The organism is Rhizobium sp. N122 (genome assembly GCF_002211295.1).
Classification (GTDB): domain Bacteria; phylum Pseudomonadota; class Alphaproteobacteria; order Rhizobiales; family Rhizobiaceae; genus Rhizobium.
Map to the genome: position 1 here is coordinate 145,773 of NZ_LOKU01000080.1, position 23,598 is coordinate 169,370.

Below are 23,598 nucleotides of genomic sequence, written 5' to 3' on the forward strand. Positions count from 1 at the left end.
GGAGGCTGTCATGGCCCATTTCGTTATCCTGGGGGCGGGCGAATGCGGTGCACGCGCCGCTTTCGCCCTGCGGGAAAAAGGTTTTGACGGCGACATAACGCTTGTCGGTGCCGAGCCCCTTCATCCCTATGAACGGCCGCCGCTTTCGAAGGGGGGTGCCAATGCAGGCGATCCGAAATTCATCGCTGCGTCGGAAAAATACGCCGACAGCGGCGTCCGGCTGCTGACCGGCCTGGAAGCCAGGGATTTCGACACTGCATCCAGGACCGTCACCTTTTCCGACGGGGCGACGCTTTCCTACGACAAGCTTCTGCTGGCAACGGGCGCTGCCGCGCGTTGGTTTCCCGGCGCGCCTGAAGGTAGCGCCCATATTCGCGCACTGAGGACACATCATGACGCCGCGGCACTGCGCGATGTGATGAAGCCGGGGAAGCATATCGCCATCATCGGCGGCGGCTTCATCGGCCTGGAACTGGCGGCGACCGCCCGTCTGCTCGGCGCCGAGGTCACCGTCATCGAAGGGCTGGAACGCGTGCTGAAGCGCGGCGTGCCGGAAGAGATCGCGCATCTGCTGACCGAACGCCACCGCACCGAGGGTGTCGATATCCGCTGCGGCGTCTCGATCGAGAGGCTCGGCGAGGAAGGCGGAAAAGCCGTGATCCGATTGTCGAGCGGCGAGCGGATCGAAGCCGATCTCGCCCTTGTCGGCATCGGCGCCCGGCCGAATGTCGAGATCGCCGAAAGGGCGGGCCTGACGATCGAAAACGGCATCGCCGTCGACCGCTATCTCCAGACCTCGGCGCCAGATGTTTTTGCCGCCGGCGACTGCTGCTCCTTTCCGCTGGCGATTTATGGCGGCCGGCGGGTGCGGCTCGAATCCTGGCGCAACGCCCAGGAGCAGGGCACATTGGCCGCGGCCAACATGCTCGGTCTCGACCAAGCCGTTTCCGCCGTGCCGTGGTTCTGGTCGGATCAATACGACATGACGCTGCAGATAGCAGGCCTTGCCGAAGGGGCGGCCACGCATCAGCGCCGCGACCTCGGGGCCGGCGCCTTCATTCTGTTCCATCTCGATGCCGACGGACGATTGATCGCCGCGAGCGGCATCGGACCGGGCAACGCGGTGGCGCGCGACATCCGCCTCGCCGAAATGCTGATCGCAGCAGGTGCGCATCCGGATCCGGCGGCGCTGCGAGCCAATGACGTCAAACTGAAATCTCTGCTGGCCGCCTGAGCCGCCCGATATATTCACCCGTTGTACTCACAGGAATTGACAATGAAGAAACATAAGCGCGCCACCGTTGCCGACCTGCTGGCGGTAAAAGGCAAGCGCCAGCTCACCATGCTGCGCGTCACCTCGCTGGAGGAGGCCGAAGCGGCCGAAAAGGCAGGGATCGACATCGTCTCGGTGCCGCCCTCGCTGCTCGGCCCGGTCTTTCGCGAAATCGCGCCGACGCCCTTTGCCATCCCCGGCCTCGAATATGGCGATCATGTCTCGGCGGAAGATTATCTCCGCGCCGCCTTTGCGGCACTGAAGGCCGGCGGCGACGCGGTCTATTGCGCCGCCAGCCTGCAGACGATCCGGCGCATGCGTGATGAGGGCATCCCGGTCTGCGGCCATCTCGGACTGATCCCGTCGAAGGCGACCTGGACCGGCGGCTTCCGTGCCGTCGGCAAGACCGCGGCCAGTGCGGCCGAAATCTGGCGGCAGACCAAGGCGCTGGAAGAGGCCGGCGCCTTCGCCGCCGAAATCGAAGTCGTGCCGGGCGATGTCGCCGCCGCCATCAGCAGCAACACCTCGATGCTGATGATCTCCATGGGCGCCGGCAGCGGCTGCGATGCCCAATATCTCTTCGCCGACGACGTACTCGGCGCCAATCGTGACCATTATCCGCGCCACGCCAAGGTCTACCGCAACTTCGCCGCCGAACACGACCGGCTGCAGCGCGAACGCATCGCCGCCTTCACCGAATTCGCCGAGGATGTCCGCACCGGCGCCTATCCGCAAAAGCGCCATCTGGTTGGCATCGACGAGGCGGAATTGAAGGCTTTCCTGGATCGGCTGGCGAGCGAGACGGGGAATGGTTGAGAGCAAGTGCCCGCCTGTTCTTTGCCTTCGCTTACGCTCAGTGCATTCGCTTCGCTCACCCCCTCATCTGCCTGCCGGCATCTTCTCCCCGCTGGGGAGAAGGGGTGTGGCGGCCTCTCCCCCCTCTTGAAAGCTTGGATGTGGGAATGATGACCGTGCGGCTTGCTCCCCTTCTCCCCAGCGGGGAGAAGATGCCCGTTAGGGCAGATGAGGGGGTGAGGAGCGCCCGCGACGAACGCCTTGAGCGCGAGCGAAAGGCATCTTCACAAGAGACAAGAGAGATGTGGAAGGCCCGCGAAGTGGCTTCCGCTCCATTGGCTTCCGTCCCCGCCTGTGTCAGGAATGACCCATTCGGAACGGAGTATTCGGTCCCCTGTGACGATCGGCTTTGCGCATGCGGAATTGATTGCGGTGCTCGTCGCGGTGACGGGGGATGAGCCGCGTGTGATGACGATCCGTTCCGGCAATGCGCTGCCGTCAGGTCCCTTCGAAATGGGGCATCGCACCCTGCAATCGGGCCTGCGCGAATGGGTGCAGGAGCAGACGGAACACCCGGTCGGCTATCTCGAGCAGCTCTACACCTTCGCCGACCGCGACCGGAACAATGATATTCCCGGCGGCCGGACGATCTCGATCAGCTATCTCGGCCTCGTCAACGAACAAGCGGGCGCCGGCCGGCCGGGATGGCACGGCTGGTACGACTATTTTCCCTGGGAAGACCACCGGCACGGCCGGCCGGCCGTGCTCGACGAGATCGTGGCGCGCCTCAGAGGCTGGGCCGATGCCGATCCGGCCCGGCGCGAGCTGCGTCATCGCCGCGCCGATTTCACCTTCGGCCTCGACGGCGGCGGCTGGAACGAGGATCTGGCGCTGCAGCGCTACGAACTGCTTTATGAAGCCGGGCTGGTCGCCGAAGCCGGATGTGCCGCCGAAGCCAATCTCGGCCGGGTGATGTTTGCCGATCACCGCCGGATTCTGGCGACCGGCATCGCCAGGCTGCGCGCCAAGATCAAGTACCGCCCCGTCGTCTTCGAGCTGATGCCGGAGAGTTTCACGCTCTTGCGGCTGCAGCGCACCATCGAGGCCTTGGCGGGGCTGACGCTGCACAAGCAGAATTTCCGCCGCTTGATCGAACAGCAGGAACTGGTCGAGGAAACCGGCTGCACGGAAAGCGAAACCGGCGGCCGGCCGGCCAAGCTCTTCCGCTTCCGCCATACGGTGCTCGAGGAACGGGCACTCGCCGGAACGAAATTACCGCTCTCCCGCAATTGACATATGCTCATGGTGAGAATATCTATTTGCCCATGATATGCTCAAATAGAGCATAATAAGGAGCCGGTCATGAATCACCCTGTTTCCGCATCCTCGCTCTATGAGCGCGTCAGCCGCGTCATCCCCAAAGCCGAATGGATGTCGTTCGAGAGCGATGTCGACGCCATCCTCGAGCTCAAGCGCCGCCGCAACGCCGTCATTCTTGCGCATAATTACCAGACGCCGGAAATCTTCCACGGCGTCGCCGATATCGTCGGCGACAGCCTGGCGCTTGCCCGCAAGGCGATCGAGGTCGATGCCGATGTCATCGTGCTGGCCGGCGTGCATTTCATGGCCGAGACCGCCAAGCTGCTGAATCCCGAGAAAACCGTGCTGATCCCGGATCTCGGCGCCGGCTGTTCGCTGGCGGATTCGATCACGCCTGAAGATATCGCCCTGTTGCGCCAGGCCCATCCCGGCGTCCCCATCATCACCTATGTCAACACCTCGGCCGCGGTGAAGGCCGCCTCCGACATCTGCTGCACCTCGGGCAATGCCAAGCAGGTGGTGGAATCGCTCGGTGTACCCAAAGTGCTGATGATCCCGGACGAATATCTGGCGCGCAACGTCGCCCGCGAGACCGATGTCGAGATCATCGCCTGGCACGGCCATTGCGAGGTGCATGAACTGTTCACTGCCGACGACGTGCGCCAGCTGCGCGAAAACCATCCCGGCGTGACGGTGCTCGCCCATCCCGAATGCCCGCCCGAGGTGGTGGCCGAAGCCGACTTCGCCGGCTCGACCGCCGTCATGTCGGATTATGTCGGCAGCCGGAAGCCGGCGCGCGTCGTGCTGCTCACCGAATGCTCGATGAGCGACAATGTCGCCGTGCACCATCCCGATGTCGAATTCATTCGCCCCTGCAATCTCTGCCCGCATATGAAGCGGATCACCCTTGCCAATATCCGTTCGGCGCTCGAGGAAAACCGCCACGAGGTGACGGTCGATCCGGCGATTGCCGTGGCCGCGCGCCGCGCCGTCGAAAGGATGCTGGCGATATGACCGAGATTCTCCACAATCTCGCCGGCCGCACGGTGATCGTCGGCAGCGGCCTTGCCGGGCTGATGACCGCGCTGACGCTGGCGCCCAAACCCTCCGTCATCGTCACCCGCGCCGCCCTTGGCACGGAGACGTCGAGCGCCTGGGCGCAGGGCGGCATCGCCGCCAGCATGGGCGCCGACGACAGCGCCGAACTGCACCTTGCCGACACGCTTGCCGCCGGTGACGGGCTCTGCGATCCCACGGTTGCCGCCGGCATCATTGCCGAAGCGCCGGCGGCGATCGCCGCGCTGGAGCAAGCCGGCGTGCGTTTCGACCGCAATGATAAGGGCGGGCTCTCGCTCGGGCTGGAAGCCGCCCATAGCCGCCGCCGCATCGTCCATGCCGGAGGCGACGGCTCCGGGGCCGCGATCATCGCCGCGCTGGTGCGGGCAGTGCAGCAGACGCCGGCCATATCAGTGCTCGAAGGTTTCGAGGCGCGGCGGATTTTGATGGACGGGGAGAAGGTCGCCGGCCTGCTCTGCGCGACCGCCAACGGCGCCACCATCCTGCCGACATCGGAACTGGTGCTCGCCACCGGCGGCATCGGCGGGCTTTACGACGCGACCACCAATCCGATGGGTAATTTCGGCCAGGGCATCGCGCTCGCGGCAAGGGCGGGCGCCGATCTCACCGACATGGAATTCGTCCAGTTCCATCCGACGGCGCTCGATTCCCGCCGCAGGCCCTTGGCGCTGGTCAGCGAGGCGGTGCGCGGCGAAGGAGCCTTGCTCGTCAACGAACGCGGCGACCGCTTCATGGCCCGCGTCCCGGGCGCCGAGCTTGCGCCGCGCGACGTGGTGGCGCGCGCCATCAGCGCCGAAATCGCCCGCGGCGGCCGGGTCTTCCTCGATGCCCGCGATGCGCTCGGCGGCCGCTTTGCCACCCGCTTTCCCGTCATCGCAGCCCTTTGCGGCGAGGTCGGCATCGATCCGGCGAAAAATCTCATTCCGGTGCGCCCGGCCGTTCACTATCACATGGGTGGCGTCGCCACCGATGCGAATGGCCGCAGCTCGGTTGCCGGGCTCTGGATTGCCGGCGAGGCGGGTTCGACCGGCCTGCATGGCGCCAACCGGCTGGCCAGCAATTCGCTGCTGGAGGCGGCGGTGATGGGCATGCGGGCGGCGCGCGACATCGCAGCCATGCCGGCGCGCGCTGTCGGCACCATCTTTGCCGATAGACTGCCGGCACCCGCCGATGCATCGCTCGTCCGGCCGATCGTCTCGCGCCATCTCGGCGTGCTGCGCAATGCCGGCGCCCTTGAGGACGCGATCGCCGCATTGCTGCCGATTGCCGAAGGCGACGGCCCTGCCGCCGATCCCGCCATTGTCGCCTTGCTGATCGCCGTCTCTGCCAGCCTGCGGCTGGAATCGCGCGGTGCCCATGCCCGCACTGATTTTCCGCTGAAGCTCGCGGCTGCCGACCGGTGCCGCATGCACCTTTCCCAAGCGCTGGAAATCGCCCGCGCCCCCTATGTCCTTGCCAGGAGTGCTTGAGATGCACCTCGTCCCGCTTCCGCGCCTGATCGTCGAACCTTTGGTCCGCGCAGCCCTGCTCGAGGATCTCGGCCTTGCCGGCGATATCACCTCGGCCTCGGTCATCCCCCACGACCACCGCTCGACGGTCGTCATGGCCGCCCGCCAGCCGGGCGTCATCGCCGGTCTCGATGCGGCCGAACTCGCCTTCGCCCTCGTCGATCCGGAGATCGCCATGCGCCGCCATCGCCAGGACGGCGACGCGGTCAAGCCGGGCGACGTGATCGCCACCATCGAAGGTCCATCACGCGGCCTGCTGACGGCTGAGCGCACCGCGCTGAATTTCCTCGGCCATCTCTCCGGCATCGCCACCGTCACGGCAGAGATTGCCGCCGCCATCAGCGGCACCAAAGCCTCCGTTGCCTGCACCCGCAAGACGACGCCGGGGCTGAGGGCACTGGAAAAATATGCGGTGCGGGCCGGCGGCGGCATGAACCACCGTTTTGCGCTCCACGACGCGGTGCTGATCAAGGACAATCACGTCGCCATTTCAGGCGGCGTCACTGAAGCGATCCGCCGGGCACGCGCCGGCATCGGTCATCTGGTGAAGATCGAGGTCGAAGTGGACACGCTTGATCAGCTGCGCGAAGCGATGGCGACCGGCGTCGATGCCGTTCTGCTCGACAATATGACGCCGGATCAGCTGCGCCAAGCCGTCGCCATCGTCGCCGGCCGGGCGATCACCGAGGCCTCCGGCCGGGTGACGCCGGCAACGGCCGCCGCAATCGCCGCTTCCGGCGTCGACCTCATTTCCGTCGGCTGGCTGACGCATAGCGCCCCGGTCCTGGATATCGGGCTCGATTTCGTCGAGGCGAACGCGACGGAAACAAGCTCGAAACGGGTTGCGCAGATGCTCTAACTATTTAATTTAGAACAGGATTCAGATTTTACTCCGATCCGGCCTAAAATCATCCTGTTCTACTCTGCCGGCTATAAAGGCCAGTCGCGGCTCAAACAACTCCCCGCCGGAGAAGGTCCACAGCACCTTAATCGGCAAGTGTTCGCGAAGCATCTTCTCGGCGAGCGACACGCGAAAATGCAAATATTCGCTGAAACTTCTTCTCTTTATAGCAAAAACCGCTATGCGCGGCGCTCTTATAGCTCTAACATGTTTTCGCGACCGCTACGTTTGCGCGCCATGGCTTTCAGGGGTGAGAACCGGGATGCAACGGAGATCCGGACTGATGTCGAAGAACAGGCTGTGCCTGCTCGGAAGACCGAGGCTGCTGGCAACGGGGAGGGAACTCCCTTTGCCGGAGAAGTCTTATTTTCTCCTCGCCATGCTCGCCGCCGAAGCCAATCTCGAACTCGACCGCGAAACCGTCAGGCGGCAGCTCTGGCAGTCGGAACTGCCGGAAAAACGGGCCGGCAGCCTGCGCCAGCTGCTGTCGCGCATCGAGCAGAGCATTCCCGCCGACCTTCCGCCGCTGCTTGCCGCGACCCGAACGCATATCGGGCTTGCGGACGGCTGGGAGGTCGACGTTCACATCCTGAAACAGAAAGGGCCGCTTGCCCCCGAAGACAGCGATATGCTGAACGGCGAACTGCTGGAAGGCGCCAAATCGCCGACGCAGGGCGCCGAGGACTGGCTGACCTTTGAACGCCAGCGCATCGACGAATGGCGCTCGGCCCATCTAACCCGGCTGATCGAAACATCGGAAGACCGGTCGGATGACGAGCAGGTCGCGCTTGCCAGGCGCCTGCTTGAACTCGACCCCGCCAGCGAGACGGCCTATCGCGCCCTGATGCGCACCCATGTCAGGATGAACGATCCGGCTGCGGCCCGCCAGGCCTATCTGAAATGCAAAAGCCAGCTGAAGGACGAGTTCGATACCGAGCCGGAGGAAAGCACCACGGCGCTCGCCCGCGAACTCGGCCTGATCCCGGCAGCACAGGCAGCCGTGCCGGAGCGCCCGTCTGCATCAGCCATGTTCGCCGGTCTGCTCGGCCAGCCGCGCATCATCATCCTGCCGCCGGAAAGCATCTTCACCGATCCGCTGATGGAGCGTATCGGCAGGGCGCTTCTCGAAGACGTCACCATCGGCCTCAGCCAGCAGCGCGGCTTCAAGGTGATCGCGGCGCATACCAGCCTCGAAATCCTCAGCCGCTCGATCGATCCGGCGCGTGCCGTGCCCGGCCCGCTCGACCTCAGCTTCGACTATGCGGTCTATGTCACCATCCAGGGCCGCGACGAGGACGTCTTTGCCACCTGCCGGCTGACGCGGACGACGACATCGGAGGTGATCTGGGCGCTGGAACTGCCGCTGGTGATGCAGAAGATCAGCGAATCCTTCGCGCATCTGACGCGGCGGATCGTGTCTTCGCTCGCCGACACGATCGAGCGCCACGAGCTGGCGATGCCGATCGGCGAAGCGCCGGCCTCAGCCTATCGCCTTTACCTGGAAGGCAAGCGGCTGATCGCCCAGACCGATCTGCAGCACCTGCGCCAGGCGCGCAAATGGTTCAAATCCTCGCTCAATCGTTATGAGCATTTCTCCGCCGCTCATGCCGGCGTGTCGCGGGCGCTCGGCATGGAATGGCTGATCCGCGGCATGCGCGACACCGACCTGCTCGATGAGGCGAACGGCGCCGCCCGGCAGGCGCAGCAGTCCGACCCGAACAGCGGCCGGGCCTATCGCGAGCTCGGCTTCGTCGCGCTTTATCGCCGCCGCTTCGACGAAAGCCTGGAATATTTCCAGCAGGCCCAGGATCTCAATCCGAACGACGCCGATATCCTCGCCGATTTCTCCGACGCACTTTCTCATGACGGCGATTTCGACCGGGCGCTGGAGCTCAGCCGTGCCGCCTTCAAGCTCAATCCGCTGCCGCCGGACTATTATTACTGGAACCTCGGCGGCATCCACTTCATGCGCGAAGAGTATGAAAAGGCGATCGAGGCGCTGGAACCGGTGAAGACGAAACAGGCGACCGCCCGTCTGCTCGCCGCCTCACATGCCATGTCGGGCGATAGGGGCAAGGCCCATAGCTACGCCAAAACGGTTCTGGAAAACTTCCCCGATTTCCGCAGCGAGGACATCCGTCATTTCGTCCCCGATCGCGATCCCGCCTTTACCGAACCGCTGATAAAGGGCCTGCAACTGGCCGGTCTCCCCTGATTACACCGCCTTTTAACGAAGCCTGTAACGCTTAAATGACGCAGGCAATGTTTCCCTTCGATGGTTAACGGCAGCGCGCTGCCAAACCAATCGGAGATGGAACATGAAGACGAATGCTGAAAGCACCGCAGTTCAGACACAGTCCCTGCGCTTCTCTGCCGCTGCCAGAGCAGCGATGAAACAGGACGAACTCAACGTTTCCGCCAATGCGCTCGAAAGCCTGACGCATGCACTGAGGTTCCGTTAAGGACGAGACCGGTATGTCCGCTTTTGCCGATTTAGGGCAATTCCAGCAAAAATGTGAAGCGGTTTTGCGGGCGGGATTGCATGAAAACAAAGAGACGGAGCATTTCCGTGACCAGACGGAAAACGGAAATGCTCTGGAGACGCTCGCCGGTGACCTCGAACGTTCATCGGCCGGCGTCAGCGAATATCATGACCGCGCGGTCACGCCGGCGCAGACACTTGCGGCCATCAGGCCGCATCTGCGCGAGTTCGGCATTACGCGCGTCGGCCTGCTGACCGCGCTCGACGTCCTCAACATCCCCGTCGCTTTCGCGACGCGGCCGAACAGCCATACGCTCTCGGTCTTTCAGGGCAAGGGTATCGACAATGATGCCGCCATGACCTCGGCCGCCATGGAAGCGATCGAGACGAGGATCGCCGAAATCCCACCCGCCGACCTGACGCTGGCGACGGTGGAGAGCATGCGGGCGGAACATGCCGCCATGATCGATCTCGACAATGTCGCACGCTGCGCGCCCGACGAGATCGGCAAAGGCCTCCTTCCCTGGTGCTCCGGGCTCGACATTCTTTCCGGCAGCAGCGTCTTCGTGCCCTGGTGGCTCGTCGGCCTCGATCACCGCGGCGAAAGGCCGCCGGGTTTCGAGCAGTCGAGCGATGGGCTCGCCTCCGGCAACACGCCGTCCGAAGCGGTCCTGCATGGGCTTTGCGAGCTGGTGGAGCGCGACGCCTGGGCCCTGACCCAGCTGAAATCGCCGCAGCGGCTGAAGGAAAGCCGCATCGACCCCGCCTCCTTCGGCGATGCGGTTATCGACATCATGACCGATCGGATCGCCCGCGCCGGCATGCGGCTGCTGCTGCTCGACATGACCACCGATATCGGCGTCCCGGCTTTTCTTGCCGTCATTCTGCCCGGCAATCTTACCGACCGCGTCGATGCGCGCTGGGCCCATGTCTGCGGCGGCTGCGGCTGCCACCCCGACCCCGTGCGGGCCGCGCTGCGCGCCATCACCGAGGCGGCGCAGAGCCGGCTGACCGCGATTGCCGGCAGCCGCGACGACTTCTCTCCGCGCATCTATCAGCGGCTCGACCGCAGCGAGGCGATGCAGCAGGTGGTCGAGCTCTGCGAGGGCGACGGCCGGATGCGCGCCTTCCAGACCCGTCATCCCCGCGCTGCGACGATCCAGGACACCATCGCTCATATCGCCGGCCGGCTGGCGGCAACCGGTATCGAGCAGATCGTCGTCGTGCCGTTTGCGCATCGGGTACTGCCCGTCTCCGTCGTCAGGGTAATCGTCCCGGGCCTGGAGGTCGATATATCAGGCCAGTACATCCAGCTCGGCATGCGGGCGGTCAACACCATGAGAGGAGCCCAGTCATGAAGGTGCTGTTCGTCGGCCCGAGCCTTGGCAGCGATCTCACTGCTGCGCGCGCCATGTCCCCCCGCATCGATTTCCGGCCGCCGGCCGCCTGCGGCGACATCCTGAAGGCCGTTCACGACGGCGTCACCGCCATCGGCCTCGTCGACGGTTATTTCGGCGATCTGCCCTCGGTCTGGCACAAGGAAATTCTGTTCGCGCTCGAACATGATGTCGCCGTTGCCGGCGGCGCCAGCATGGGCGCGCTGCGGGCGGCCGAATGCGCGCCCTTCGGCATGGTCGGGCTCGGCTCGATCTTCGAAGATTACGAGGCCGGGCGGCTGCTCGACGACGAGGCCGTCGCGCTGGTGCACGCGCCGCAGGCGCTCGGCTGGCTGCCGCTTTCGGTGCCATGGGTCGATTTCGAGCCGACCGTCGATGCGCTCTTTGCCAATGGCGAGATCTCGTCAGGCGAGCGCAAGAAACTGCTGCTTGCCGGCCGTTTCCTGCATTTTTCCGAACGCACCTATGCCAAGGTCGCCGACGAGTGCCACTTCCGAAAGCCGCGCCGCGACCAGATCCTCGCCGCTGTCCGTCAGCATCGCGTCGAGCGCAAGCGCAGCGACGCCCGGCTGGTGCTGGATTGGCTGCGCCGGGACGAATTCCTGCCCGTCAACCGTGACTGGCGCTTCGCCGCGACCTCGCATTGGGAGCTCTTGCACGCCGAAGTCACGCGCAATGCGGTTGCTGTAACGCTTGAATAACGGTCCCGGCGGAAAGATGCAGTGGTGATGGAATCGTAGGGTTTCACGGCCAAAGAGGCGGGAACGATGTTTGAACAACGCAACGAAGGTACCGGCAGCGAATACTCAAGGATCTTCCGGCTGCTGTCGGCAGCCAAGGAGGAGGCTGAAAAGCTTCAGCTGCGTAATCTGATGCACCTGACGAACATGGCGCTGCTGCAGGTCGTGATCGATTGGGACGGCATAGATCCCGACAGGGAGCTAGACGTCAATCTCGAGAAACTGCTCGGCAGCAAAGCCAAGATCGCAATGAAGGACGCCAGCGAGAATCTGATCCTGATCGATCGCCATTAATCCGGATCAATGGACATCAATCTCGGTCAACCCCCATCGAGCCCGATGGAATTGATCCCGATCGCTATATCCTCATGCGGCCCGTTGGATTCGCGTGAAGGAGACCTGGTTTATTCGGCCGCTTCGCCTTCCACCTGTTCGGTGTGGGCTATCGCCTGGACGAGTTTCAGGATCTTCTTGCGAAGAGCTTCGTTCTTGATCGAAAAGAACGCCGCATTGAGAAGCACGCCTTCGCGCGAGATAATGAATTCCTCGCTGGGAGCCGGGTTGTCGTTGGCCGTATCGGGGGACGACAGATCGTCGAAAAACGTCCTGACATCGACCTTCAGCGCGCCGGCGATTTCAACCAGCATGCTGGCGGAAACGCGATTGGAACCCTTTTCGTATTTCTGGATCTGCTGGAACGTTACGCCAACCCGGTCGCCTAGTTCCGTCTGAGAAACTTTTCTCAGCAGACGCTGGATACGGATGGTCTTTCCGACGTGAACGTCGACGGAATGCGGTTCTTCTTTCATTTTTTCCCTCCTGAGGACACCGGATTACAAGTATTCGCCAAATCCGTGTCTGACAACTTTTACCTGAGTTGGTTAAAGCTAGCAATTGCTCGGCGGTAAGTCGTCCCAAACCGAAACATTGCGTCGCTTCATCCTTACAGAAGCAAAAGACATGCCAAAGTAGCACTTTTACAAGGCACAGCACATCACGTGATTTCGTGACGTCAAAGCGACCAAAGGCGCTGTGCATTGGCGAAAAGCAGCTTCGCCCGCTCCGCCTCACTGCTGCCGGACAGCACGGCATGGGTTGCCGCGACCCAGGTGGACAGGCCGCCGCCGAGCGTGCAGACCGGCCAGTCGCTGCCCCAGACGACACGATCCCAGCCGAAACTCGCAATCACATGCTCGATATAGGGCCGCAGCGTCTGCGCCGTCCATGTCATGGCGTCGGCATAAGCAACCACGCCGGAGACCTTGCAGACGACATTCGGCCGCCGGGCGATCTCCGACAAACCGGCCTTCCACGGCTCGAACGCATCGGAGCGAATATCTGGCACGCCGCAATGATCGAGCACGAACTGCACATCCGGCGCGAGATCGACGAGGACTGTGACGCGGCCCGACTGGTGCGGCAATGTGCAGAGATCGAAGGTCAGGCCGCTGCCGCCGATGCGGCGGATGTTTTCGCGAAACAGGGCGCCTTCCGACACGTCGTCGGGCACGACATGCAGCACGCGGCGGAACCCCTTGACGAAGGGATCGGCTTTTTGCCGCTCGAGATAGGCGACAAAGCCTTCCTCTTCCGGTCGGCAGGAGACGATGGCGCCGGCAATCAGACTGCCTTCCTTCCCCGCGAGGCCGGCGATGTGGTCGGTCTCGCCCTGCATCGCGGCGGGATCGACGTCGACCTCCATATGCAGCGCCGTGGTAATGCCGCAGCGCCGCGCCTCGGCCGCGTAGGTCTCATAGAGAAAATCATGATCGAGATCAGGCACCTGTGAAAGCCAGGGATAGGGCAGTGCCGAGCGATCGATAATGTGCAGATGGGTGTCGATGAGCACGCTTTTTCTCCTCAAAGGCAGGCCGTGCCGCAAGCTATCCCCGGTGAATGGATTGTTCAAATAGAAATTCCCGGCCCGTGGCCTCACCTAACCCTCTCCCCGTAAGGACGGGGAGAGGGGACTTGCCATGCGAGACGCTGGTGAGGAATGGAGAGGTCGCGACATATCCCCTTCGCCCCGCGAGCGGGGGTCCGAAGGACGGGTCGAGACCCGTGGCTCGACCCCGGTCGGTGCCGGCAGGCGGATGAGGGGCCGCTCTCGCAGCGGCCGTCAGCCAGGATTGGCGGCATCCGCACCGGCCAGCTGCGAAAGCTGGTTGGCGGTCTTTTGCACCAGCATGATCGCCTGGCTGATATCGGGTGCCGTCGGCGCATTGACGAGCGCGATGAAGGGGCAGGTGAGGGCGGCGATGCAGCGCCCGTCCGGGCCGAGGACGGGCGCGGAAAGATTATAGACGCCGGATGTCTGGGCGCTTGCCATCATCTCGTAGCCGCGCTCGCGGATCTGGTCGAGACGATCGTAGAAATCGGGCCCGAGTTCTATTTCCGCCCGGCTGCGCACATGTTCCGAGATCATCATCTCCCGCTCCTCCGGGCTGCGGAAGGCGAGCAGCACGTGCCCGGAACCGGTATCGAACAGGCTGATATGGGCGCCGATGCGGATCGAGAATCCCCAATAGTCCGGCGCCTCCTGCTGGGCGATGACGACAGCCGCGCCGCGATCGAAGACGGCAAGGTGATTGGCCTGGCGCGAGCGCTGGGCGAGATCGCGCATCAGCGGCGTGGCGTAAGACGCGAGCCGGCGCACCGGCGTGTGCAGTTGCGCCAGACCGAAGAGCTTCAGCGTCAGCGAATAGCGGTCGCCATCGAGCCGGGTGACGTAACCGCGGCGCACCAGGCGGTCGAGCATGCGGTAGAATTCGTTGGGGCTGCGGTCGAGCCGCTTGGCGATCTCGGCCTGGGTGAGGCCGCTGTCGACGCCGGCGAGCAATTCCAGGATATCGAGGCCCTTGTCGAGCGCAGGAGCGCGGTAGCGGTCTGACTCATCGGTCTCCATTCCTTCCTCCTGTGAATATCATTCTGCATATACGCAGAACGGCGGCCCGAAAAGGAAAAGTTTGCGCTTGCCCCTTGGCGGATCGTCTGTTTGTCTATAAACAGACAAATCATCACTGAAGATGCAGTTTACGTTGGGTGAGATATAGCACGCGGAAACCCGGCCGGCTGCCAGCGCCATCTTGCCGGAGGGCGGTCCCAGCGCGCAAACTAGAAGCGGGTGAATGCCCGAGCCTTCGCCAAGACATGAACTGCATTAAGACATGAACTGCATTCGATCGTTCGGCACAGACAATTCCAGAAGAGGCCCGTGACATGACAAACAGACTTTCCGGCAAGACCGTTCTTATCACCGCCGCCGGCCAGGGCATTGGCCGGGCGACGGCGATCGCCTTTGCCGCGGTCGGCGCCAAGGTCCACGCGACCGACATCAATACCGGCGCGCTGGCAACGCTTGCAGCGGAAACCGGCGTTTCCACCCATCAGCTGAATGTGCTCGAAGAGGATGCGGTCAAGGCTCTCGTCGCCGAGATCGGCGCTGTCGACGTGCTGTTCAACTGCGCCGGCTTCGTTCATGCCGGCTCGATCCTGGAGATGAAGGATGCCGATTTCGAATTTGCCCTCGACCTCAACGTCAAGGCGATGATCCGCACCATCCGCGCCGTGCTGCCCGGCATGCTGGAGCGCAAGGACGGGTCGATCATCAACATGGCCTCGGTCGCCTCCAGCATCAAGGGCGTTCCGAACCGCTTCGCCTATGGCGTCACCAAGGCGGCCGTCATCGGACTGACCAAATCCGTCGCCGCCGATTATGTCGCTGACGGCATCCGCTGCAACGCCATCTGCCCCGGCACGGTGGAAAGCCCGTCGCTGCAGGACCGCATGCGCGCCCAGGGCGATTATGACGCGGCCCGCGCCGCCTTCATCGCCCGCCAGCCGATGGGCCGGCTCGGCTCGCCGGAAGAGATCGCCGATCTCGCCGTCTATCTCGCCGGCGCCACCTATACCTCCGGCCAGGCGATCGCCATCGACGGCGGCTGGACGATCTGACTTCAGCCAAGGAAGCCGGCCGGCAGCCCTGCCGGCCATCCGGCTCTTGCAATTGGGAGAACTACCATGACCCGCATCACCGACCTTCGTGTCTTCGATCTCCGCTTTCCCACCTCGCAAAGCCTGGATGGATCGGATGCGATGAACCCCGATCCGGATTATTCGGCCGCCTATGTCATTCTGGATACCGATGCGCCCGGCCTTGCCGGCCACGGCCTGACCTTCACCATCGGCCGCGGCAACGACATCTGCTGCATGGCGATCGAGGCGATGCGCCATCTCGTCGTCGGCACCGAGCTTGCCGAGGTGCTCGCCCATCCCGGCAAATTCTGGCGGCATCTGACCAGCGACAGCCAGCTGCGCTGGATCGGCCCGGAAAAGGGCGCCATCCATCTGGCGACCGGCGCCGTCGTCAACGCCGTCTGGGATTTGCTCGCCAAACAGGCGGGAAAGCCGGTCTGGCGGCTGGTCGCCGATATGTCGCCTGAAGAGATTGCCGATATCGTCGACTACCGCTATCTCACCGACGTGCTGACCCGTGAGGAGGCAGTCGAGATCCTCAAGCGCGCTGAAACGGGCAAGGCCGAACGCATCGCCATCCTCGAAAAGGAAGGTTATGCCTGCTACACCACCTCGGCCGGATGGCTCGGTTATGAGGACGAGAAACTGCGCCGCCTCTGCAAGGAGGCGATCGATGCCGGCTTCAACCATATCAAGATGAAGGTCGGCCGCGACCTGGAAGACGATATCCGCCGCCTCCGCATCGCCCGCGAGGTGATCGGCCCCGACCGTTATCTGATGATCGACGCCAACCAGGTCTGGGACGTCGGCCAGGCGATCGACTGGGTCAAGGCGCTTGCCCCGGCAAAGCCCTTCTTCATCGAGGAACCGACAAGCCCCGACGACGTCGCCGGCCACCGTAAGATCCGCCAGGCGATCGCGCCGGTGAAGGTCGCGACGGGCGAGATGTGCCAGAACCGCATCATGTTCAAGCAGTTCATCGCCGAGGGCGCGATCGACATCGTGCAGATCGATTCCTGCCGCATGGGCGGGCTGAACGAGGTTCTCTCCGTGCTGCTGATCGCCGCCAAGTTCGGCCTGCCGGTCTGGCCGCATGCCGGCGGGGTCGGCCTCTGCGAATATGTGCAGCATCTGTCGATGATCGACTACGTCGCGGTGTCGGGCACCAAGGAAGGCCGCGTCATCGAATATGTCGATCATCTGCACGAACACTTCCTCGACCCCTGCCGGATCGAGAACGCCGCCTACATGCCGCCCACCCTGCCGGGCTTCTCGATCGAGATGAAACCGGCATCGATTAGCAACTATACGTTTCCTGCTTAAGAAAACTTCGCCAGGGCCGACGTATCGGCTGCCGGCCGCAGGATGATTTCCTGACGCCGACAGTCTTTCCCGCAGCCGACGGGCTTCCAATCTGACGGGACTGCTCCAATTCACTTGGAGGCGGGCGAAGCTTGCTTTTTTTAGCAGTGAGGAATATTTTCAAACGGTGAATGCGGAGGGGGCCCAGCACCAGCAGGCCAGCAAATTTTATTGAACTTAAACAATAGAATGTTTGCGATCGAGCCATGCCGAAGTTTCATCACATCCGGAGACTCTGCGCCTATCTGCTGACCATCGCAGCAATACTGCTGTCGACGGCCACCGCATATGCCGCCGTCACGGAAGGTGAAAACGGCCGCCGCGTCGCGCTGGTCATCGGCAACTCGGTCTATAAGACGCTGCCCTCGCTTCCCAATCCCGCCAATGATGTCGAAGAGGTGGCGACGACGCTGCGCGCGGCGGGTTTCGACGTGACGATCGGCGTCAATGTCGACCGCATCGGGCTCGAGGATACGGTGCGCCGGTTCCTGCGTTCGACCAGCAATGCCGAGGCCGGCCTGATCTATTATTCGGGCCACGGCATCCAGGTGGGCGGGCAGAATTTCCTGGTGCCGGTCGATGCGACATTGGAGACGCCCTATGACGTCGAGACGCAGACCATGCCCCTCGACCTCATCCTCAACCATCTCAAGCAGAATTCGCGGGTGCAGCTGATCTTCCTCGATGCCTGCCGCAACAATCCCTTCAACGCCCAGAAATTCTGGATGGCGGAAAAACTGGAGCCGGTCGGCGCCACCCGCGGCCTTGCCCGCATCGACAGCGATCTCGGCAGCCTGATCGCCTTTTCCACCGAACCGGGCCAGGTGGCGCTCGATGGTACCGGTGCGCTCAGCCCCTATTCCGAATCCTTCATCAAACGCGCCAGCGAACCCAACAAGGAAATCCGCCAGGTGCTGACTGATGTGCGCCGCGACGTGATCGCCATGACCAACGGCAAGCAGGTCCCCTGGGAAAACTCCTCGCTGATGGACAGCTTCTATTTCATTCCGGCGCCGCCGCCGCCGAGCGTCGAGGCGATGCAGCAGTTGAGCGTGCCGGAAGGGGCTGCCGCCACAAAGCTGACGATCGCCCCGCCGCATGACGAGACCGGCTCGGCGCTGCTCGTCACCCTCAACCAGCTTCCCCAGGCCGGCAAGCTCAGCTTCGACGGCAAGCCGGTCGAGCGGGGCGCCAAGATGCCGGCCGCGGCGCTGACGGCGCTCACCTATGATTCATCGGGTGTCACCGCCGGCACCGTCGGCCTGATCGGTTATACCGTCAGCGATCCCTATGGTCAGGCGACACAGGGCGTCGTCGCCATCACCGTCTCGGCGGATGCCGGTGCCAAGCTCGCCCAGCTCGAACAGCAAAAGCAAGTGCGGCTTGCCGATGCCGATGCCTATCTGAAAACGCTGCCGCGCGATGTCGGCACGACGATCGGCGTCGGCCCCGTCGCGGCCAGCCTGCCAATCGTTCCGGCATCGGCCGCCGAAATGACCTTCAAGGTCGCGGCCCTGCCCGACAAGGGCACGCTGCGCGCCGGAGACCGGGTGATCGGGCTCGGCCATGTGCTTGAAGCCGCCGATCTTCCGGGCCTTTCCTACGAGCCGCAGATCGGCACCGAAAACCAGCCTTTCGCCCTGACGCTGCAAGCCGCCAATGACGACCTGGCGCCGGCGACCGTCACCTTCAAGCCGACGCTCGACGCCTGCGACACATCCGCCGCCGCCCCCCTCGACCTGCAGGGCGTCACCGCAGGCAAGCTCCCGAACGAGATCGACCCGAACGTGGCGCTGCCGGCCTGCACCGAAGCAATAAAGGCCTATCCCGAGGTGGCGCGCTTCGTCTACCAGCTCGGCCGCGCCCAACTTGCCAATCGCGACACCAAGACGGCCTTTGCGACGATCAAGAAGGCGATGGATGCCGGGCATATCCGGGCGATCGACCAACTTTCCAGCCTGTATATCGTCGGCGCCTCCGTGCCAGCTAATCCCGCAAAAGCGAATGAAATTGTCCAAGCAGGGGCCAAGAAGAACGACCCCTATGCCTTATACACGTACGGCAAAAGCCTTTATTACGGTCGAGGTGTGAAGGCTGACACCCAGCAGGGTCTCAAGCTCATGCTGCAATCGGCAGACCTCGGGCATACCTTCGCGATGAACGAGCTTGGTTACATCTTTCTCAATGGAGTCAATGTCCCCGCCGATCCGGAACGCGGAATCCGCTTCTATGAGGCGGGCCTCGCACGCAATGATATCTATTCGATGAACAATCTTGCGCTCGTCTACCGTTTTGGAAAAGGCGCGCCGGAAGATCTCCCGAAAGCACTTGAGCTTTTCACTCGGGCGGCAGAGGGCGGTCAGCCCTATGCCCCGACCAACCTCGGACGCATGTACAGGGATGGCATCGGGGTTGCAGCCGACAAGTCGGCCGCGGTGAAGTGGCTGGAGATGGGTGCGGAGCGCGGTGACTACTGGGGGGCGTTAGACCGCGCCCGACTGGCGAGGGACGAGGTCGCAGATCCGGAGAGCATGACAATTGCGGCGCGTTATTTTGCGCTTGCTACCGCTGTCAACATGACGACGACAGGCGATCCGAAGAATCAAGCGCTAGCGGAACTCAAGACACTGCCTAGCGCCGCGAAAAAGAAAGCGGAGGCAAGCTTTGCCACCGAGCTAAGTGCCCAAGAACTGAAGGCAATTTCCAAGTCCAAGTCGATCGACGACAGACTTGTTAAGCTCGCCAAGGCGACATGGGTAAAGCGAAATCCGAGGTATGATCTCTTCTAAATGGCGGTCTGGGGGCGCCCTACATGAACAGCAAGCTAATCATCCGTGTGCTCATGTGCTCGACTTTCATCGCGGGCTCAGGCGCAATCCTGCAGAGTTGCATCTTCGACCCCGGCGCGAGGACACTGTTCGCCAGCGAAGAGCCGACGGTCAATAACCAGCCAACGACAAAACGAACGCCGACCGTCAAAAAGGTAGCGGCAACGAGCAGTCAACCAGCTTTTGCTCGCTCTGACAACGGATCTGGCGGGAATTCCAGCTCTGGCGGCGGTATGGGCGGCGGTTCCAGCAGTAGCAGCTCTAGCAGCAACGGCGGCGGCAACACAGGCGGCGGCAACACAGGCGGCGGCTGGAATTCAGACCGCCGCTTGAAAACGCAAATTCGTCGCATCGGTACGTCGCCCTCGGGAATTCCAGTCTATGTATTTCGCTATATATGGGGCGGCCCACTTTTTGTCGGTACGGTGGCTCAGGATCTGCTTTTGATCAGGCCTGATGCGGTTATGCAGACTGCGTCTGGGTATTATATGGTGAACTACTCCGCGCTCGACATCGATATGGTATCCATAAGCGAACGTATTTCACTGGCTACACCGGCAGCCAGCGAAATGGCGGTAGCACTCTCTGTGAACGCTGCAAGCGACCGCCCACGGTCACAATCCATATCTTCGAAAGGCATCGCACTGTCGACAGTATGATCAAAGCGATGGACGGCTGACTCGATGAGACTCCTTGGATAGGAAGTCTCTGGATTTCAAAACAAGCGGGAATTCAGCATCACGCGACATCCAGGCCCAGGAGATTGGCGAGGTCAGCCCCTCATCCGCCTGCCGGCACCTTCTCCCCGCACGCGGGGAGAAGGGGATATGCCGCACCCTCTCGGTCCCCTGCAAGCGCCTCGTGTGACACGTCCCCTCTCCCCGCGAGCGGGGAGAGGTTAGGGTGAGGGGGCAACTTGGCGGTACGAACCTATGCAACAGACTGACGCTTCCGCCTTCACCCATCCAGCCCCTTGAAACGCACCGGCTGATAGCCGCGCATCAGCAGGCTGCCGAGTGAATAGGTGTTGCGGCAGACGCGGCCCTTGCAGGCGTTGGGCGAGGCCTCCATCACCTCGACCTTGCGGTCGTCGGTGAAGCGCATGAACAAGAGCACATGCGAACCCGGCTTGTTCAGCGCGTCGCCCGGCCGCATCGACCAGGGGTCGGAGACGCGTTTGGTGATATCAGGGATGGCGCGTGTCGAGACATGCATCTTCAGGCCCCAGGCGTCGCTGACGAAGCCGGAGCAGTCGACGCCGAGGATGTTGGTTTGCGGCGCGCTCTTGGTGCAGACATTGCCGGCGGTCTGGCCCTTTTCGACGCCGTCCATGAAATCCTCGAGCCGGGTCTTGCAGCCCCAGCAATAGGGAACGCCCTTCACCGTCTGGCCGCGCTTGCCGATCAGGTAGATCGGCCGGCGCAGCCGGTTCATGTTGATGCAGCCGGGGCCGGGGTCCTTGCCATAGGCTGATGACGTCACCAGCCAGTTCAGCGTTTCGAAGCCGATCGCCCGCTCGATGACGTCGCTGCGCGACTTCGGCACGATCGCCAGTTTCGGCGCCTTGCCGGGCTTGCCGGCATTGAGCGGTTTTGCGGGCCGCGCGACGGCGAGCTTTCGGCCGGGGTCGCGGCCGTCGAGCCGCAGCACCTGCGCCCGGCTTTCCTGCGATTTGAGATAGAGCACGTCGCCGCGCGGGCCGATCGCCACGAAACGCCGGGAAAAGACCGTGCCGGGGTCGATCGGCAGGTCGTAGACCCGGTCCACCGCTCCGTTCGGCGTGAAGCGCGCCACCAGCATGCCGGTGCGCTCCGGCTGATCGGCGGGCACCAGCTCGACCAGCGCATAGGGCCGGCCCGTGGTGTCGATGTCGAGAAGTTCGACGGTGCCGATGCGGCCCTCGGCGGCGAGCTGCAGCGACAGGAAATTCTCCTCCGAGCTGCTGCGCCGCAGCAGGATCTCGGCCTTGTCATTTACAGCCGAAACCTCGGCGACGATATCGCCGAGCCCGCGGCTCGGCACATATTGAACGACCGGCGGGCGGGCCGCCGGCCGGCTGGTGCTGCGGCCGATCTCGTCGACGATGCTGTTCAGCGGCCCCGGCGGCACCGAGCCCATCGAGGCGAAGACCGAGCGGGTGTAATCGTCGGCATCGCCGCCGTCGACGGCGCGCAGCGTCTGCGACCTTCCATCGGCTTCCGTGGCACGCTCGAGCGGCACGACACCATCAGACCAGAGGTAGAGTTCGTTGTGGACGACGGCGAGATCTTCCGGGGTCGCATTTTCCGGCAGAGGCAGGATTTGGGGCTCGGCCTGCGAGCGCTCGGCGTCGATGGCGAGCACGCGGCCGTTGTTCTGGTCGAGAATATAGATGGTGCCGTCGTCGCCGACGGTGATCGCCGCAGGTCCCGATGCCTCGACTTCCTCGCTGGCGGAAATAATGCCGACCGAGCGGCCGCCATCGCCGCTACGAAGCTCGATAATCGTCGTGTCCTTGGCAAAAACCGGCGAAGCGACCGCAAGTGCCGCGGCAATCAGAATATGCGACCCAAGACTACGCATGTCCTCGACCCCCGAACAGGACGATGTCAGGCCGGCTCGGCCCTCTATGACCGTCAAGTCTTGGAAATGGTAAGATAGATGCGCCTTGTCAGCAAGCCGTTGCTTTCCAAACGATTTGGAGATCTGCGCCTGGAATAGTACAAGATCATGGTCTCCAAGATTTGCGGGCAGGGAATGCTTATGCTGGAATGGAACGGTGACGAACTGGCGCTCGACATCAGCCTGCTGGAGCAGGTGCGCGCCGCAAGGATCGGCTTCTCCGATCGCGTCTGCGCCGCCTCGCAAAGCGCCGACGACAAGCATCTGGCGCAGCTGCGCTCCGAGCCGACCTATCTGATGGCCGAGTTCCTCTATTCGATGAAGGTGTTCGGCATCAGCGCGGCCGAGGATATCGAGCGCTTCGCCGATCTGCACAATGATTACGTGGTGTCGCTGACCCGCGACCCGGCCAAGCTGCAGCGCCTCGGGCTGTCGCAGGATCGGGCACTCGCCTCGATGTTCACCGCCGACACCAAGCCTCGGCTGATCCAGAACTGGGCGGAGAAATCAGGCGCCATCGACCAGTCCAATCTCGCCCGCTTCCTCGTGGCGGTGATGTCGAGCGAGACCTGCCGCAAGACGCTGATCGATTTCGAGACGGCGGGCTTCATGCAGCGCAAGCGCTCGCCCTATGGCACCATGGTCGTCTGGTCGACGGGCAAGATCGAGGAGATCTTCGGCGAGATGCTGCGCGATCTCCGCCTTAGCCTGCAGCAACTGAAGATCCTCTGAGCAAGTGCCGCGACCCGATGTCGGGCGCTGCGCGGCCAGCCGTTTTCACCCCTCCCAATCGATGGGCATCGAGCGCCGTTGCCATCCTTCCGGCCTCTCCCTATTGTCGGTAAGCATGTCGCGCGAATGGCGCCCCATAGGACGGATGTGACGACGATGACGAAATCCCGGCTCATACCCCTGTCGATCAGCCTGCTGCTGGCGCTGCAGGTGTCTCAGCTTGCTCATGCCGGCCCGATGGAAGACGCGCTGGCGGCCCGCAACCCCTCGCTGGCGGCGCTCCGCCAGCATGACGAAAAGGCCTTTGCCGCGGCGACTGCGATCATCGCCGAACACGAACAAGCCAAGGGGCTGACGCCGGGGAAAGACAAGCTGCCCGATGCAACTTCGCCCGGCCGCGACATGGGATCGGGCCTTGGTAAGGAATTCACGGTCGACAATCCGGATATTCTCTGGCTCTACAATTCCTCGCCCGAGGGCATGAGCGACCTGATCTCGATTTTGAAATCAGCCGGGCAGAAACCCAAGAACTAAGCTCCATTCCAAAGTCAAAAAGACGACATCGAACGGCGGGTAATGCCGATCCCGAGTCTTGCGCACGTCTTTT

At 63.2% G+C, this 23,598-nt stretch carries 21 protein-coding genes; 17 read left to right on the forward strand and 4 right to left on the reverse strand.

Annotated elements, in window-relative coordinates; all coding sequences use genetic code 11:
• The first annotated feature begins 10 nt into the window (after window positions 1-10).
• From ATY75_RS33265 to ATY75_RS33310, 11 genes are all read left to right on the forward strand, one after another.
• The gene (locus ATY75_RS33265) at window positions 11-1,234 is read left to right on the forward strand and encodes an FAD-dependent oxidoreductase (protein WP_088940744.1); all 1,224 of its coding nucleotides are present in this window, start codon (window positions 11-13) and stop codon (window positions 1,232-1,234) included.
• 42 nt (window positions 1,235-1,276) lie between these two features.
• A complete protein-coding gene (locus ATY75_RS33270; protein ID WP_065092823.1) occupies window positions 1,277-2,089 on the forward strand; it encodes a 3-methyl-2-oxobutanoate hydroxymethyltransferase in 813 nt (270 codons plus the stop codon).
• Between the two features lie 342 nt (window positions 2,090-2,431).
• Window positions 2,432-3,361 (forward strand): hypothetical protein, encoded by a 930-nt coding sequence (locus ATY75_RS33275; RefSeq protein WP_190241472.1) that lies wholly within the window; start codon window positions 2,432-2,434, stop codon window positions 3,359-3,361.
• Window positions 3,362-3,430: 69 nt separating this feature from the next.
• Entirely contained in the window at window positions 3,431-4,402 is a 972-nt protein-coding gene (gene nadA, locus ATY75_RS33280) for a quinolinate synthase NadA (protein ID WP_088940746.1), read from the forward strand.
• Window positions 4,399-5,934 carry an L-aspartate oxidase gene (locus ATY75_RS33285; RefSeq protein WP_088940747.1) on the forward strand — a complete coding sequence of 512 codons (1,536 nt, stop codon included), beginning with the start codon at window positions 4,399-4,401 and terminating at the stop codon, window positions 5,932-5,934. The genes nadA and ATY75_RS33285 overlap by 4 nt, the downstream gene beginning before the upstream one ends.
• On the forward strand, window positions 5,912-6,832 hold the full coding sequence (nadC, locus tag ATY75_RS33290; RefSeq protein ID WP_190241473.1) for a carboxylating nicotinate-nucleotide diphosphorylase: 921 nt from the start codon (window positions 5,912-5,914) through the stop codon (window positions 6,830-6,832). Before ATY75_RS33285 ends, nadC begins: the two co-directional genes overlap by 23 nt.
• 304 nt (window positions 6,833-7,136) lie before the next feature.
• Window positions 7,137-9,089, forward strand: a complete 1,953-nt coding sequence (locus tag ATY75_RS33295; protein WP_088940749.1) for a BTAD domain-containing putative transcriptional regulator — start codon at window positions 7,137-7,139, stop codon at window positions 9,087-9,089.
• A gap of 103 nt (window positions 9,090-9,192) precedes the next feature.
• A complete protein-coding gene (locus ATY75_RS34870; RefSeq protein WP_167347838.1) occupies window positions 9,193-9,336 on the forward strand; it encodes a hypothetical protein in 144 nt (47 codons plus the stop codon).
• 13 nt (window positions 9,337-9,349) lie between these two features.
• On the forward strand, window positions 9,350-10,714 hold the full coding sequence (locus ATY75_RS33300; protein WP_245317678.1) for a YcaO-like family protein: 1,365 nt from the start codon (window positions 9,350-9,352) through the stop codon (window positions 10,712-10,714).
• Window positions 10,711-11,454, forward strand: a complete 744-nt coding sequence (locus ATY75_RS33305) for a TfuA-like protein (protein WP_088940750.1) — start codon at window positions 10,711-10,713, stop codon at window positions 11,452-11,454. The genes ATY75_RS33300 and ATY75_RS33305 overlap by 4 nt, the downstream gene beginning before the upstream one ends.
• 66 nt (window positions 11,455-11,520) lie before the next feature.
• Window positions 11,521-11,787 (forward strand): hypothetical protein, encoded by a 267-nt coding sequence (locus tag ATY75_RS33310; RefSeq protein ID WP_064843782.1) that lies wholly within the window; start codon window positions 11,521-11,523, stop codon window positions 11,785-11,787.
• A 110-nt stretch (window positions 11,788-11,897) separates the two neighbouring features.
• On the opposite strand, the gene ATY75_RS33315 is transcribed toward ATY75_RS33310, so the two are convergent.
• The 3 genes from ATY75_RS33315 to ATY75_RS33325 form a co-directional block, all read right to left on the reverse strand.
• The gene (locus ATY75_RS33315; protein WP_064843780.1) at window positions 11,898-12,302 is read right to left on the reverse strand and encodes a helix-turn-helix transcriptional regulator; all 405 of its coding nucleotides are present in this window, start codon (window positions 12,300-12,302) and stop codon (window positions 11,898-11,900) included.
• 203 nt (window positions 12,303-12,505) lie between these two features.
• Window positions 12,506-13,342 carry an amidohydrolase gene (locus ATY75_RS33320; protein WP_088940751.1) on the reverse strand — a complete coding sequence of 279 codons (837 nt, stop codon included), beginning with the start codon at window positions 13,340-13,342 and terminating at the stop codon, window positions 12,506-12,508.
• A gap of 270 nt (window positions 13,343-13,612) precedes the next feature.
• Window positions 13,613-14,398, reverse strand: a complete 786-nt coding sequence (locus tag ATY75_RS33325) for an IclR family transcriptional regulator (protein WP_088940752.1) — start codon at window positions 14,396-14,398, stop codon at window positions 13,613-13,615.
• 314 nt (window positions 14,399-14,712) lie between these two features.
• Here ATY75_RS33325 and ATY75_RS33330 point away from each other — a divergent pair, with 314 nt between their 5' ends.
• The 4 genes from ATY75_RS33330 (at window position 14,713) to ATY75_RS34875 (ending at window position 20,317) form a co-directional block, all read left to right on the forward strand.
• Window positions 14,713-15,447: an SDR family oxidoreductase gene (locus ATY75_RS33330; protein WP_064843774.1), complete on the forward strand. Its 735-nt coding sequence runs from the start codon at window positions 14,713-14,715 to the stop codon at window positions 15,445-15,447.
• Between the two features lie 66 nt (window positions 15,448-15,513).
• Complete coding sequence (locus ATY75_RS33335) at window positions 15,514-16,791, forward strand: L-fuconate dehydratase (RefSeq protein WP_088940753.1); 1,278 nt, start codon at window positions 15,514-15,516, stop codon at window positions 16,789-16,791.
• Between the two features lie 245 nt (window positions 16,792-17,036).
• Window positions 17,037-19,619, forward strand: coding sequence for a caspase family protein (locus tag ATY75_RS33340; RefSeq protein WP_088940754.1), 2,583 nt, complete (start codon window positions 17,037-17,039; stop codon window positions 19,617-19,619).
• Window positions 19,620-19,642: 23 nt separating this feature from the next.
• Window positions 19,643-20,317, forward strand: coding sequence for a tail fiber domain-containing protein (locus ATY75_RS34875; protein WP_190241474.1), 675 nt, complete (start codon window positions 19,643-19,645; stop codon window positions 20,315-20,317).
• Between the two features lie 298 nt (window positions 20,318-20,615).
• Here the strand turns inward: ATY75_RS34875 and ATY75_RS33360 are convergent, their stop codons facing one another.
• Window positions 20,616-22,220: a hypothetical protein gene (locus ATY75_RS33360; protein ID WP_088940758.1), complete on the reverse strand. Its 1,605-nt coding sequence runs from the start codon at window positions 22,218-22,220 to the stop codon at window positions 20,616-20,618.
• A 180-nt stretch (window positions 22,221-22,400) separates the two neighbouring features.
• On the opposite strand from ATY75_RS33360, the gene ATY75_RS33365 reads away from it, so the two are divergent.
• Window positions 22,401-22,991: a hypothetical protein gene (locus ATY75_RS33365; protein ID WP_064843853.1), complete on the forward strand. Its 591-nt coding sequence runs from the start codon at window positions 22,401-22,403 to the stop codon at window positions 22,989-22,991.
• Between the two features lie 156 nt (window positions 22,992-23,147).
• On the forward strand, window positions 23,148-23,525 hold the full coding sequence (locus tag ATY75_RS33370) for a hypothetical protein (protein ID WP_088940759.1): 378 nt from the start codon (window positions 23,148-23,150) through the stop codon (window positions 23,523-23,525).
• Window positions 23,526-23,598 lie beyond the last annotated feature (73 nt).

Excerpts from the sequence above, each read along its gene's own strand:
- ATY75_RS33265 (WP_088940744.1), top strand. The coding sequence starts at position 11 with ATGGCCCATTTCGTTATCCTGGGGGCGGGCGAATGCGGTGCACGCGCC.
- ATY75_RS33270 (WP_065092823.1), top strand. The coding sequence starts at position 1,277 with ATGAAGAAACATAAGCGCGCCACCGTTGCCGACCTGCTGGCGGTAAAA.
- ATY75_RS33275 (WP_190241472.1), top strand. The coding sequence starts at position 2,432 with ATGACCCATTCGGAACGGAGTATTCGGTCCCCTGTGACGATCGGCTTT.
- nadA (WP_088940746.1), top strand. The coding sequence starts at position 3,431 with ATGAATCACCCTGTTTCCGCATCCTCGCTCTATGAGCGCGTCAGCCGC.
- ATY75_RS33285 (WP_088940747.1), top strand. The coding sequence starts at position 4,399 with ATGACCGAGATTCTCCACAATCTCGCCGGCCGCACGGTGATCGTCGGC.
- nadC (WP_190241473.1), top strand. The coding sequence starts at position 5,912 with ATGTCCTTGCCAGGAGTGCTTGAGATGCACCTCGTCCCGCTTCCGCGC.
- ATY75_RS33295 (WP_088940749.1), top strand. The coding sequence starts at position 7,137 with ATGCAACGGAGATCCGGACTGATGTCGAAGAACAGGCTGTGCCTGCTC.
- ATY75_RS34870 (WP_167347838.1), top strand. The coding sequence starts at position 9,193 with ATGAAGACGAATGCTGAAAGCACCGCAGTTCAGACACAGTCCCTGCGC.
- ATY75_RS33300 (WP_245317678.1), top strand. The coding sequence starts at position 9,350 with ATGTCCGCTTTTGCCGATTTAGGGCAATTCCAGCAAAAATGTGAAGCG.
- ATY75_RS33305 (WP_088940750.1), top strand. The coding sequence starts at position 10,711 with ATGAAGGTGCTGTTCGTCGGCCCGAGCCTTGGCAGCGATCTCACTGCT.
- ATY75_RS33310 (WP_064843782.1), top strand. The coding sequence starts at position 11,521 with ATGTTTGAACAACGCAACGAAGGTACCGGCAGCGAATACTCAAGGATC.
- ATY75_RS33315 (WP_064843780.1), bottom strand. The coding sequence starts at position 12,302 with ATGAAAGAAGAACCGCATTCCGTCGACGTTCACGTCGGAAAGACCATC.
- ATY75_RS33325 (WP_088940752.1), bottom strand. The coding sequence starts at position 14,398 with ATGGAGACCGATGAGTCAGACCGCTACCGCGCTCCTGCGCTCGACAAG.
- ATY75_RS33330 (WP_064843774.1), top strand. The coding sequence starts at position 14,713 with ATGACAAACAGACTTTCCGGCAAGACCGTTCTTATCACCGCCGCCGGC.
- ATY75_RS33335 (WP_088940753.1), top strand. The coding sequence starts at position 15,514 with ATGACCCGCATCACCGACCTTCGTGTCTTCGATCTCCGCTTTCCCACC.
- ATY75_RS33340 (WP_088940754.1), top strand. The coding sequence starts at position 17,037 with ATGCCGAAGTTTCATCACATCCGGAGACTCTGCGCCTATCTGCTGACC.
- ATY75_RS34875 (WP_190241474.1), top strand. The coding sequence starts at position 19,643 with ATGAACAGCAAGCTAATCATCCGTGTGCTCATGTGCTCGACTTTCATC.
- ATY75_RS33360 (WP_088940758.1), bottom strand. The coding sequence starts at position 22,220 with ATGCGTAGTCTTGGGTCGCATATTCTGATTGCCGCGGCACTTGCGGTC.
- ATY75_RS33365 (WP_064843853.1), top strand. The coding sequence starts at position 22,401 with ATGCTGGAATGGAACGGTGACGAACTGGCGCTCGACATCAGCCTGCTG.
- ATY75_RS33370 (WP_088940759.1), top strand. The coding sequence starts at position 23,148 with ATGACGAAATCCCGGCTCATACCCCTGTCGATCAGCCTGCTGCTGGCG.